The organism is Pseudomonas sp. D4002, from assembly GCF_013385665.1.
GTDB lineage: Bacteria > Pseudomonadota > Gammaproteobacteria > Pseudomonadales > Pseudomonadaceae > Aquipseudomonas.
Genome location: NZ_JACAPN010000046.1, coordinates 112,260 through 124,438 on the forward strand (window position 1 = coordinate 112,260; position 12,179 = coordinate 124,438).

Sequence of the window (12,179 nt, forward strand, 5' to 3'; positions counted from 1 at the left end):
ACAGTAGAAATTGGTTCCCACTTAAGCGAGTCTTGAGCCGCGCCCATCCGCTGCAAGACTGGCAGTCAAGACACCACCGGCAGGTCGATGCAGCCCCTCCTGGAGAGTCATGAAAACTCAAGCCATGGACAAGGCTAAAACCGCTGTGAGCAAGTGTCTTTACCCGTTCGCGACCGCCCTCGCCGAACACGGCTACCCCCGCGCTCGCGACTATGAAGTGGTGCGTACCCGAGACGGTTCAGGCGACGGAATCAAGACCCGCGTCGCCTTTGACAGCCGTATGTGCATCGCCAGGGTGTCCGGCTACGCATTGAGTGAGCGGCGCCTGCATACGGTGCAGATGTCCTCGCGTATCCACTTGTACGACCCTTGGTTCAGCGGCCTGCTTTCGCATTCATGCAACCCGAACGCGTTTCTCGACATGACGTACTTGGAACTGTGGTCCGTTCAGCCCATTCCCGCTGGTGCCCTGCTGACCATGGATTACGCCCACACCGAGGACGTATTGTTCCGACAGTTTCGCTGCCAGTGCGGCGAGCTCAACTGTCGGGGCTGGATCACCGGCATGAAGGAGCCGTTGAATCCCGAGGGTCAGCAATTCATGGAGCAGTGGCGCGAACGCAAAAGCCCTTAGACCGCACCCAGCGGGCGCAGGCGGTATTGCGGCGGCAGTTGCTCGAAGCCACTGATGGTGGTGTTCAGGCTTTTCCAGCGGCCGTCCTTGATCCCGTAAATGCAGCCATGAACCGACAGGCTCTGCCCGCGGTGCCAGGCGTTCTGCACGATGCTGGTGTGGCCGACGTTGGCCACCTGCTGGATCACGTTCAGTTCGCACAGGCGGTCTACGCGTTCCTCTTCCGTGGGCAACTGGGCCAGCACGTCGCGGTTTTCGTAGTACAGGTCACGGATGGTGCGCAGCCAGCCGTCGATCAGGCCCAACTGGTTGTCCTGCATCGAAGCTCGTACGCCACCGCAGCCATAGTGGCCGGTCACCAGGATGTGTTTGACCTTGAGCACGTCGACTGCGTACTGGATCACCGACAGGCAATTGAGGTCGGTGTGCAATACCACGTTGGCCACGTTGCGGTGCACAAACAGGTCGCCAGGCAGCATGCCGACGATCTCGTTGGCCGGCACGCGGGCGTCGGAACAGCCGATCCACAGGTATTCCGGGGTTTGCTGGCGGGCGAGCTTGGCGAAGAATTCGGGATCTTCCTGTTTGATCGCATCCGCCCAGCGTTCGTTGTTATCAAGCAAGTCTTGTAGTTCGTTCATCAGGGAAAGCCTCAGGAATGATGCGCAGTTTTGACACTCGACCGCCCGTCCGGGTCACGCCAACAATAAAGATAGCCGGCGGCAATTTCTTGAATCTTGGGGAGCCATGCCTGTCCACACACTATAAGCCCCACAGTATGAGGAATCGCCATGACTGAATCACGACGTCCCTACGGCGCTACACAGCCGGAACCGATTGATGACAACGAAGATCGCATGGGCGAAATGCGCGAGCTGGATTTTGACAAGGAGGAGCCGACTGCGGAAATCGGCGACGAAATTCCGCCTCGGGAGCGTGAGCACCTGATGCCCGACGAACGGGTGCGCGAAGCCGGGATGACCGGTGCTTCCACTGACGATCATGATTCAACCGATGATGACATGAGCCCGGAAACGCTGATCCATGAGGATGGCGCGCGGGATGCGCAGGAAGCAGGTGAAGACCATCCGGCGGATTACGATTTGAGTATCGTCGATGAAGACGAGATCGGCGGCGGCAATGGCCTGGATGAGGCCGAGTTGGCCGATATCGATCCAGTAGACGGCAACCGCTGACACCCTGCCGAACTGAATGTGGGAGCGGGCTTGCTCGCGAAGGCGGTGTGTCAGTCATTACATCTGGCGACTGGACCATCGCCTTCGCGAGCAAGCCCGCTCCCACCAAGCCCGCTGCCACATTGGGCCCTGTGTTTAGTCGACCAGGGTGCAGGCCATCACGACCGCATCTTCGCGGCCACCGACGGCGGGGTAATAATCCCGCCGACGGCCAATTTCGTTGAAACCATAACGCTCGTACAGCCGGAACGCGCCGGTGTTGCTGTCGCGCACTTCCAGGAAACATTCCCGCGCCTTGGCCTCGTAGGCCCGGGACATCAGGTGCTCCAGCAAGCTCAAGCCCAGGCCACGGCCCTGGTTTTCCGGCTTGACGGTGATGTTCAGCAAATGCGCTTCATCGAGGATGATCTGCACCACCCCGTGGCCCACCTGCTGCTCACCTTCAAACATCAGCCAGATCTGGTACTTGCCCAGCCCGTCGAGAAAAATCCCGCGGGTCCAGGGGTGGCTGAACGCTGCGTATTCAATCTTCAGTACAGCGTCGAGGTCCGCCTCGGTCATCGGGCGGAAGGATAAAGCTTCACTCATCGGTACTTTTCCAGCGCGCCATCAGCCGGCGCATGGCTTGCCAGACATCAGCCTTACGCTGTGGCTCTTCCATTAATAGTTCCAGGCCCGGCAGGGCCCAGACGGAGCCCAGGCCTTCGACCTGCAGTTCGCGGTACCAGGCCTCGGCATTCGCTTCGCCGGCAAAACGCACGGCGGGCAGGCCGATCAGCCACAGGCACACGCAGGGTTCGTCTTCCAGGCGCGCCGAGACAAAACCTTGCACAAAATCCCGTGCAGCTTCCGGGCCCTGGTCCATGGTGCCCCGGGCCAGCAGCGGCCAGCGCACCGGCTCGCCAACGATTTGCGGACTGTCGGGCAGGCCGGCGGCGCGCAACATGTCCTTGAGCAGCAGATAGGCCGGGTCGCGGGCCTGGAAGCGCTCGCCTGTGGGTAACTCCACCAGCAGCAGGCATCGCCCGGCCCGCAGCAGTTGCAGGGCAAAGCGTGGCGGCGGTACGACCGGAGCCTTGACCACGGCAGGCGCCTCTTCGGCGACGACCGGCTTGGCCACCGGCGACGGGCGCGGCACTTCGACCTTTGGCCGGACCACCGGGGTTTCTGCCACGGGCTTGACCAGCGGCACCGGCGCAGCCGCCTCCTCACCCGAAGGCTCGAAAGCCTCGAACGGTTCCGGGGCCTCCAGCAGCTCGGGCCGCGAAGGGGCGGCGAACGGTAATTCAGTGCGCGGCAGCCAGTTGACCACCTGCATGGCGGTCAAGTAAGCGCGACGTCGGGACTCGATAAGCAAAGGTCGGCCACTTGTGGATAACTAAAGAACAGGGATTCTACCGCCCTTCGACGAAGATCGCCCGCAGTTGATCGTTCCGGTGAGCGCCTCACGACCGGCTGTGGATAAATCCCGGCACCGATGCAGTACAATCGCTGCTTTTAATCGCTAACCAGCCGGCCATTCCGATGATCGAACCCAAGCGCGTCTTGCGCGCCCTCGCCGAACACTGGGCCCTGCTTGAGCCACTGTGCGAACACTTCGACCAAGGCACCCTGAGCCTCAGCGAACTGCGCGCCCAGTTGGCCGCCCAACAACTGGACAGCACGCCACAGGACATCACCAGCCTGCTGGACGTGTGGATTCGCCTGGATATCCTGGTGCCTGTCGCCAAGAGCCCGAACCGTTTCGAGCTCAACGCACAGATCCACGACTTCCTGGCGTATCTTCGCAAGGAGCACCGGCTAGGCCTGTGCCTGGAAATCGAAGCCTACCTGCGCCACCTTGAGCGCCTGGCGGGTTATATCCAGGACGCCTTCGACATCCGCGACGGCCATGACCTGGCGCGCCAATTGCGCCTGCTGGACATGCGCGTGCGCGACGTGCTGAAAAAACTCGCCAACGACGAACAGGCCCTCGCTGCCGTGGCCGATCGCGCCAAGACCAGCGACCGGCAGATCCCGTTGCGCCAGCGCTACGCCGAAGTACTGGCGACCTGGGACGAATACGTCGAGCCGATGATTCAACTGGTGAACGCCGACGGCGCCTTCGAACAAGGCGTGCGCAAGGTGGAAAACGTACTGTTGCGCATGCTTACCGAGCAGCAGCGCCTCGGCCACCTGGTGGACGACGACATGCTGCTGCGCACCCACGCGCGCATCCTCGAAATGCAGACCAGCGCCCAACTGACCTTGCGTCACGCCCGGGAACTGCTGCTGCCGTTGCGGGAAGAAGCGCGCCGGCACAATGCCGTGACCCGGGGCGCGGCGCTGGCCTTGTCGGCGATTCGCCGCAAGGGCCTGGACGCGGTGCCGCAAGCGGCGATGCCGATGTTCACCCGGCCGCAAAGCACCTTTCTTGGCAGTGCCAGCCAGGTCGAAGCCTACGTGTACGCCCTGGCCAACTTCGAACCAAAGCCGGCGCGTTTCCCCAAGGCGCATAAATCCCACAAGGGCGAAGCCCCTCGCGCACCGCGCACGGTCAAGGAAATGCTCGAACGCTGTGAAGACGCGCTGCCGATGCCGGACCTGATGACCTGGCTGCTGGAGCAGGAACCGGACGGCGCAACCGACGAGTTGCTGTACTGGTTCTCACGCCTGTCGCGGGAAAAACGCTTCAAGCGTGAACGTCTGGAACGACGGGATTACCACACTCACGAGCACCAGGTCAGCCTGCGCTCATTCGCCCTGCTTCCAGCCAGTATTGATACGGCCGGGAATTCTGCGAGCACCCCTCATGCATCTTGATCTATCCGAACTGTCCCAGCTGGCGCCGATCTTTCGCGAGCTGTTCAAGGGTTACCACGTCAGCCGCCGCGACCCGGAGCTGTACGCCCAACTGTCGAACTTCCAGGACCAGTACCGCACGTTGTTCAAGGCCCTGGGCTTTGAGTTGGTGTGCGACACGCGAGGTTTCTACTACTTCGTGCCGGACTCGGCCGTGGCCGCCGCGCAGGTCAACAAGACCGCCCAGCGCCTGGCGTTGTTCACCTTCATCATCGTCGAGCACCTGGCCGACCAGGGCCGCGACCCGATCGCCGTGCTCGACGGTGGCAGCCTGGGCCGTGACGAACTGCCGTCGTTGCTGGAAAAGTACCGCGACCTGTTTATCCAGGCCGAAGTGCAGACCGTCGAGGAACTGGAAGAAAAAATCATGCGCCGCATGACCCAGCTGGGTTTTGCCGGTGAAGAGAACGGCATCTACCGCTTCCTGCCGCCGATGCACCGCTTCCTCGATGTGTGCCTCTCGGTCCAGCAAGACCGCGACTTGGCCGCGAGCATCCACAGCGTATTGCCGTTGCCGGCCCCGGTGATCATCGACGAAGACAGCGATGAAAAACTGCTGAAGACCGATGACCCGCTGGACTTGAGTGACTTTGCAGAAGAAAGCGAAGAAGACGCCCTGGCCCGCGCCATTGCCGAAGAACAGGAGACCGACGCATGAGCAAGGAACGCTACGGCATTCGCCGCTTCGCCCTTTTGAACACCGCCGGTTACAGCCTGGGCCTGTTCCCGCTGGAAGAACCGCTGTCGGTGTACGGCGCGAACAACCTTGGCAAATCGGCGTCGATCAACGCCTTGCAGTTCCCGATTCTGGCGCGCATGTCGGACATGAGTTTCGGCAAGTACACCCTGGAGCAATCCCGGCGTTTCTACTTTGCCACCGACACCAGCTACATCCTCGTGGAAGTCTCGCTTCCCCATGGCCCGCACGTGATCGGCGTGGTCGGTCGCGGCCCGGGCGGTGGTTTCGGTCACCAGTTCTTTGCCTACGCCGGCAAGCTGGACCTGGCGCACTACCAGAAGAACGACACCTGCCTGCGCCAGAAAGAGCTGTTCACCAACCTTGAGCGCGAAGGCCTGAAAGCCTATGAGCTCAAGCCCGATGAGCTGCGGCGTTTGCTGGTGGGCGGCCATACGTCGATCCCGCTGGACCTGACCCTGATTCCGCTGCGCTCCACCAGCGAGCAGAGCCTGAAGACCTTCCGCGCGCTGTTTATCAATTTGCTGCACATGCGGGAAATCACCGCGGCCAAGTTGAAGCAGCTGTTTCTGGATGCGTTCGAACACAGCCTGCGTTCCGGCAGTGTCGATTACATCGCGGCGTGCGAAGAAGCCTTCCGCGATGTACGACGCATGGAGCAGGACTACAACTCGCTGGTGGCTGCCGGCCCTCTGGTAGAAGCCTTGGCCAACGGCGTGAAGCAGCGGGACATTCTGCGGGGCAAGCTGCATCGCCTGTCACCGCTGCTGGATTCGTTGCTGGGCACCTGGTCGGACTACGCCAGTGCGCGCAAGGAAGAACTGACGATCCAGGCCGAGCATTACCGCAACGAGCAGGATTCGCTGCAGAACGACCAGCGCGGCGGCACTCAGGAGCTGATGCGCCTGGAGCGGGAAATCAGCGGGATTCAGCGCTGGCTGGGTGAGCTGTCAGTGCTCAAGCACCGCTTCGCGCTGGTGGATGACGTCAAGGTGCTGGAGCAGCAACTGCTGGCCGCCAAGGATGCTCACGATGAACTGGCCGGGGCCTTGGCGCAGTCGCGTCAGTTCAGCGCCGAGGATCTGGATGAACGTCTGCGGGACCTGGAAAAACGCCTGAAGTCGGTGAAGCAGCAACTCGATCACGCCGACAACAACAGCTACGCCAAGCTGCGGGAAGAATTCTCGCAGCAGGATGTCGAGCGTCTGATGCGCCTGTTCAACAGTTCGCTGTTCAGCTTGCCGCTGGGTGAGCATGGCATCACGCTGGACGAGGACGGCCTGTGGGTGAAATCCCTGGAGCAGATCCTTGATGGCTTCAAGGGCGAGCGTTTTGAAGTGCCGGGGCTGGCCATCGACATCTCGCACATCGAGCCACCGGCGTTGCAGGCACTGGCTGACCGCGCCGCGTTGCGCGACCAGAAAGAGCGTCTGGAAAAAGAACTCAAGCAACTGAAAACCCAGCAAGCCGTGGCGGCCGACCGCGCGGCGAGCAAGACCCAGACTGAAGCGCTGTACCAACAGGTACTGGACGCGCAGAAGGCGCTGGAAGATTTCCGCCGTGCACAAACCCTGAGCGCCGAGGAAGGCGAGAAGCTGGAAAGCCTGGCGCAGATGGAAGCGGCCCAGGACGAATTGAAACGCTCCAGCGATGCGTTTACCGAGCGCGTCCAGCAACTGTCGGCCAAGCTGCAATTGGTAGGCCGGCAGATTGGTGATATGGAAGCCAAGCAGCGCACCCTGGATGACGCATTGCGTCGTCGCCAGTTGCTGCCGGCAGACTTGCCGTTTGGTACGCCGTTCATGGACCCGGTCGACGACTCCATGGACAACCTGCTGCCGCTGCTCAATGACTACCAGGACAGCTGGCAAGGCCTGCTGCGCGCTGATGGCCAGATCGACGCGCTGTACGCACAGGTGCGCCTCAAGGGCGTGGCCAAGTTCGACAGTGAAGACGATATGGAGCGCCGCCTGCATCTGTTGATCAACGCTTACGCGCACCGTACCGATGAAGCACTGACGCTGGGCAAGGCCCGGCGTGCGGCGGTCACGGATATCGCGCGAACCTTGCGCAATATCCGCAGCGACTACGACAGCCTTGAGCACCAGTTGGCGTTGTTCAACCGCGAGATCAACAAGCGCCAGGTGTCCAACCTGCAGAGCTTCCGCATCGTGCTCGCGCCGAACAAGGAAGCCCTCAAGCATATCGACCAGATCATCCACAGTGCCGGTCAGTATGAAGAAGGCGAAACCCTGTCGGTGTTCGATCTGAGCCAGAGCGCCGAGCAGGACAACAAGAACGAGGAAGCCAAGGAATACCTGGCGCGCCTGGTTGCGGCCAACCATAACCAGTTGGGCCTCAAGGACTTGTTCGAACTGGCGTTCGAGATCACCAAGGTCAACGGCCAGCCGATCATTCACACCGACATCGATGGCGCCGCCTCCAACGGCACCACCATGACCATCAAGGCGCTGACCAACATGTATTTGTTGCTGCACTTGATGGACCGCGACCAGGCCGGTCGTGTGCGCCTGCCGTACTACCTCGATGAAGCCGCGGACATCGATGAGAAGAACCAGGCGGCATTGCTGGAGACCAGCTTGCAACTGGGCTTCGTGCCGATTCTGGCGAGTGTGAAGCCGCAGGTTTCCGCCCAGGTGGCAATCGACCTGGAAGGCGGCAGCGGGCCGAACGGGATCTACATTGATGAGGCGGACTGGAAGTACATCCGTCGTCACGATGTGGTGAAGGCAACGGTGAATGTGCAGGCGGATGAGCCGGAGCTGGATGAGGTTTAATCAGTTGCGCTGAAATGCAAAAAGGCCGCGATCTTCTGGATCGCGGCCTTTTTTTTGTGTTCTTGAGGGTCTCTTCGCGAGCAAGCCCGCTCCCACATTCAATCGGGTTCCTTCAATGGGAACTGGGTCAAATGTGGGAGCGGGCTTGCTCGCGAAGGCCGCGCCTCGGTCTATTTGCCGAGTGGGATTTTAGGCGCCCAGGTCAGCCATTCATCTTCAAATTTGTCGAACAGCGGGAAGGTCTGCTGGGGCCGTGCAGCGTTGCCCATACGCTCGCCGTCCGGCGTGGCAAAGGCGATGCCGCCGGCGACCAGGGTCTCCAGGGACTCAGTGCGAACAGTCGCGCCCTTGAACAAGCCGAAGTCGAGCCCGAAGCCGCTGGTGTTCCAGAACCGGCTGCCACTGCGCACCAGAGGCGCGTACTTGGGCTCGATCAGGATGTGAACCAGCACACGGTCGGCGGTCTGGCCCAGCTCGTAGCCGGTAACTTTGCCTACGGTGACTTCGCGGTAAGTGACCGGAACGCCTTCCTTCAACGAGCCACGGCGTGCGGCGCTGAGTACCAGGCTCAGGCCCTCCTCCTGATGAACGGCTTCTGGCGGCTTGTCCAGCGCGACGAAACTCTTCTGTGGGCCGATGCTTTTGGTCGCTGGCTGTACTTCGATGTACTGGCCGGTCACCAGGGTTTCCAGGTTCGACGTTTTCATCAGGCCCAGTTCAGGCTTGACCACCCAGAACTGACTGCCGGCCCTTGCAATGCGGTCGGCCACTTGGGTGATACGCGCGCTGAGCAGCACCGATTGCATGTCGGCGCTCAGGTCGACACTTTCGATCTTGCCTACGTCCAGGCCCTTGAAGCGCACTGGCGTACCCGGGCGCAGGCCATCGGCGCGGTCGACCTTGATGGTCACCAACGTACCGTGCTGGTTGGCGGCTTCGCGATCCGGGAACAGACGGAAACGCGGGATGCGCTTTTTCAGCGGCACATTCGGCTCCGGGGTTTCGAAGGCGATACCGCCCGCCATCAGGCTGGCCAGGGATTCGCTTTTCACCTGGATGCCGCCGGTAAGCCCACCGGTCAGGGTCACGCCGCTGGCATTCCAGAAACGGGTCGAGCCATTGACCAGGCCTTCGTATTCTTTCTCGATATGGACGCCGATCACCAGTTGCTTGTTCTTGCGGGAGAACTGGTAGCTCTGCACGGAACCGACCTTGACCTGCTTGTAGAGGATCGGGCTGCCGACATCCAGGGAACCGAGGTTGTCGGTGAAGAGCACCATGTGCAGGCCGGGGGAACGCAGGTCCAGTGGCGGCGCCTTGGCGCGGGCGACGTACTCCCGTTGTGGCGCGGTGCCCTTGTCGCCGGGACGGATGGCGATGTAGTTACCTTTGACCAACGCTTCCAGCCCGGTGATGCCCGCCAGGGAGATAGACGGTTTGACTACCCAGAATTGGGTGTCCTGGACGAGGTAGTCTTCGGCCAGTGGGTCGAGGGTCAACTCGGCATTGGCGCTGGACAGGTCCGGATCGATCTTCAGGGTCTTCAGGCTGCCGACCTGGATGCCTTTGTACATCACCGGGGTGCGGCCCGCCTGGAGACCTTCGAAGTCGGTGAGTTTGACTTTGACCTTGATGCCCGCCGCGGCTGCATCGAAGTCTTCGTACAGGCGGAACGGCAGGCTCGGGTCCGTCGGTGGGCTGTCCTTGCGATTCTCCGGCGTGGCGAAGGCGATACCGCCGGCAACGATGCTGGCCAGGGATTCACTGCGGACTTTTACGCCGGAAAGGTTGGCGTCGATGCTGATGCCGCTGGCGTTCCAGAAACGCGTGTGTTTGCGCACCAGGCTGGCGTAGGTCGGCTCGATGTAGACCTTGATTTCAACGGTGGTCTGGTCTTCGGAGAGCAGGTAGCTTTTGACCTGGCCGACCTGGATCTGCTTGTAGAACACCGGGCTGCCACGGTTCAGCGAGCCGAGGCGATCAGCTTTGATCGTCAGGTGCAGGCCGGGCTTGGCGTCGGATAAAGGCGGTTCTTCGGACAGGGCCTTGAACTTGCGCGTCGGCTCACCATCGCCTGGGCTGGCGGCGATGTAGTTACCCGAGACCAGGGTTTCCAGGCCGGTGATCCCGGCCAGGCTGACACTTGGCTTTACCAGCCAGAAGCGGGTGTTGGTCTTGAGGTATTGCTCCACATCCTTGTTCATCTCGATGGTAGCAATCACTCCGCGATTGTTACCTTCGTCATCCAGGGCCAGGGTTTTGACCTTACCCACGGACATGCCTTTGTAGACCACTTCGGTCTTGTTGGCCTGGATGCCTTCGCCGCTTTCAAAGCGTACCTGAATCTCGATACCTTGCTGGTTGTACGCACGCCATCCCAACCAGCCACCGATGATCAGGGCAATCAGGGGCAGCACCCAAATGGCCGACCAGTTGGAAGCTGGGCGGGTTTTAGCCTTAGGCAAATCACTCATGGTCGTCGTCCGACTCCGTGTTATCCCAAATCAGTCGGGGATCAAAAGTTACTGCGGCAAGCATCGTCAAGATCACCACACTGGCGAACGCTACGGCACCGAGATTGGCCTCGACACTGGCAAGTCGCCCAAAGTTTACGACCGCCACCAGGATGGCAATCACGAAGATATCCAGCATGGACCAACGGCCAATGAACTCGATAAAGCGGTACATGATAATGCGTTGTTGCGCGGAAAGTGGCTGGTGACGCTGCACCGAGAACAGTAACAAGCCGATGCCCACCAGCTTGAAGGTGGGCACCAGAATGCTGGCGATGAACACTACAGCGGCGATCGGGAACATGCCGTGCTGCATCAACTGGATCACGCCGGACATGATGGTGCTCGGATCGCCTTGGCCCAGGGAGCTTACGGTCATGATCGGCAACAAATTGGCCGGGATGTACAAGATGGCTGCCGTGATCAGCAGCGCCCAGGTGCGCGTCAGGCTGTTCGGACGACGGGCGTGGACCAGCGCGCCGCAACGGGTGCAGGTTTGCTCGTCGGTGTCCGGGTCTTGTTTGTTTAGTTCGTGGCATTCGGTACAGATCAGAATGCCCGCATCAATCGCCCGCATGAGCATCCTCTCCTGACAGCGCTTCCCAGATCTGGTGAGGTGACATGACCACCTCCAGCAGTATCTGGACCATTAACAGACTGACGAAGCAGGCCAGACCGAGCCCTACGGTGATAGTGGCCATGTCAGCCAGTTTTACGATCGCCACCAGCACGCCCATCAGGTACACCTCGAGCATCCCCCAGTCTTTCAGATGATGGTAGATGCGATAAAACAGCAGACCGTAGCTACGGCCGATGTTCCAGCGGATGCTCAGCAATACCGCCAGTTGGCACAGGAGCTTGAGCAATGGAATGCCCATGCTGCAGAGGAACACCACCACGGCGACGCCTTGCATACCGGTGTCGAACAGACCGACCACGCCGGTCCACACGGTGTCCTGCGAGGACTGCCCGAGTAGATTGAGCTGCATGATGGGTAAAAAGTTCGCGGGGACGTACAACAGCAGCGCGGCAACCACTAACGCCAGGCTTCGTTCAACGACGTTGTGGCGGTGAGCGTACAGCTCGTAGCCGCAGCGTGGGCATTGGGCCTTTTCACCACGGGCAAGCTCCGGCTTGCGCATCAGCAGGTCGCACTCATGGCATGCCACGAGTTCGTCCAGCGGTAAGTCTGACACCTCAAGGGTATCAACCGGGTCGGGCATATAGGGCTCGGACTCTAAAAAAGATTAGGTGCCTATTCTAGTGTTCTGGTTCAGAAATAACTGTGCAAATTTGTCGGGGGATTCAGTAGCGTTTGCGCGCGCGAGGGGGGATTGGGACGAGGGGATTTAGACCAATGCGTGGCATCAGGAAGCCCGCGTTACCGTTGGAGTTTTTCGCCAGCAAGCTCGCCATACTTTCCGACCGCGCAAAACAAAACCCCTGACTGCATAAGCAATCAGGGGTTCTGGAATTTAATCTTGACGATGACCTACTCTC

General features: G+C 60.7%; 11 protein-coding genes. 5 read left to right on the forward strand and 6 right to left on the reverse strand.

What is annotated here, in order from left to right:
* Nucleotides 1-109 precede the first annotated feature (109 nt).
* Entirely contained in the window at nucleotides 110-634 is a 525-nt protein-coding gene (locus tag HX824_RS28375; protein WP_177055706.1) for an SET domain-containing protein-lysine N-methyltransferase, read from the forward strand.
* Here HX824_RS28375 and can read toward each other — a convergent pair.
* Entirely contained in the window at nucleotides 631-1,275 is a 645-nt protein-coding gene (can, locus tag HX824_RS28380) for a carbonate dehydratase (protein ID WP_003214385.1), read from the reverse strand. The two genes, HX824_RS28375 and can, sit on opposite strands and share 4 nt — an antisense overlap.
* A gap of 150 nt (nucleotides 1,276-1,425) precedes the next feature.
* On the opposite strand from can, the gene HX824_RS28385 reads away from it, so the two are divergent.
* Nucleotides 1,426-1,830: a hypothetical protein gene (locus tag HX824_RS28385; protein ID WP_003214383.1), complete on the forward strand. Its 405-nt coding sequence runs from the start codon at nucleotides 1,426-1,428 to the stop codon at nucleotides 1,828-1,830.
* 135 nt (nucleotides 1,831-1,965) lie between these two features.
* On the opposite strand, the gene rimI is transcribed toward HX824_RS28385, so the two are convergent.
* Both rimI and HX824_RS28395 read right to left on the reverse strand, forming a co-directional pair.
* The gene (gene rimI / locus HX824_RS28390; protein ID WP_003214382.1) at nucleotides 1,966-2,418 is read right to left on the reverse strand and encodes a ribosomal protein S18-alanine N-acetyltransferase; all 453 of its coding nucleotides are present in this window, start codon (nucleotides 2,416-2,418) and stop codon (nucleotides 1,966-1,968) included.
* A complete protein-coding gene (locus HX824_RS28395) occupies nucleotides 2,411-3,148 on the reverse strand; it encodes a hypothetical protein (RefSeq protein WP_003214379.1) in 738 nt (245 codons plus the stop codon). The genes rimI and HX824_RS28395 overlap by 8 nt, the downstream gene beginning before the upstream one ends.
* Nucleotides 3,149-3,354: 206 nt before the next feature.
* On the opposite strand from HX824_RS28395, the gene mksB reads away from it, so the two are divergent.
* Genes mksB through mksF form a run of 3 tightly spaced genes read left to right on the forward strand, consistent with a single transcriptional unit; the run spans nucleotide 3,355 to nucleotide 8,166 of the window.
* Complete coding sequence (gene mksB / locus HX824_RS28400) at nucleotides 3,355-4,632, forward strand: Mks condensin complex protein MksB (protein ID WP_003214377.1); 1,278 nt, start codon at nucleotides 3,355-3,357, stop codon at nucleotides 4,630-4,632.
* Nucleotides 4,622-5,329 (forward strand): Mks condensin complex protein MksE, encoded by a 708-nt coding sequence (mksE, locus tag HX824_RS28405; RefSeq protein WP_003214375.1) that lies wholly within the window; start codon nucleotides 4,622-4,624, stop codon nucleotides 5,327-5,329. The genes mksB and mksE overlap by 11 nt, the downstream gene beginning before the upstream one ends.
* A complete protein-coding gene (mksF, locus tag HX824_RS28410) occupies nucleotides 5,326-8,166 on the forward strand; it encodes an Mks condensin complex protein MksF (protein WP_008437530.1) in 2,841 nt (946 codons plus the stop codon). Before mksE ends, mksF begins: the two co-directional genes overlap by 4 nt.
* A 170-nt stretch (nucleotides 8,167-8,336) precedes the next feature.
* Here the strand turns inward: mksF and HX824_RS28415 are convergent, their stop codons facing one another.
* The 3 genes from HX824_RS28415 to HX824_RS28425 are packed head-to-tail and all read right to left on the reverse strand — an operon-like array spanning nucleotide 8,337 to nucleotide 11,902.
* Nucleotides 8,337-10,640: a PqiB family protein gene (locus tag HX824_RS28415; RefSeq protein ID WP_003214369.1), complete on the reverse strand. Its 2,304-nt coding sequence runs from the start codon at nucleotides 10,638-10,640 to the stop codon at nucleotides 8,337-8,339.
* Nucleotides 10,633-11,256 carry a paraquat-inducible protein A gene (locus HX824_RS28420; protein ID WP_003214366.1) on the reverse strand — a complete coding sequence of 208 codons (624 nt, stop codon included), beginning with the start codon at nucleotides 11,254-11,256 and terminating at the stop codon, nucleotides 10,633-10,635. Before HX824_RS28420 ends, HX824_RS28415 begins: the two co-directional genes overlap by 8 nt.
* Nucleotides 11,243-11,902 carry a paraquat-inducible protein A gene (locus HX824_RS28425; protein ID WP_177055708.1) on the reverse strand — a complete coding sequence of 220 codons (660 nt, stop codon included), beginning with the start codon at nucleotides 11,900-11,902 and terminating at the stop codon, nucleotides 11,243-11,245. Before HX824_RS28425 ends, HX824_RS28420 begins: the two co-directional genes overlap by 14 nt.
* Nucleotides 11,903-12,179: the final 277 nt, after the last annotated feature.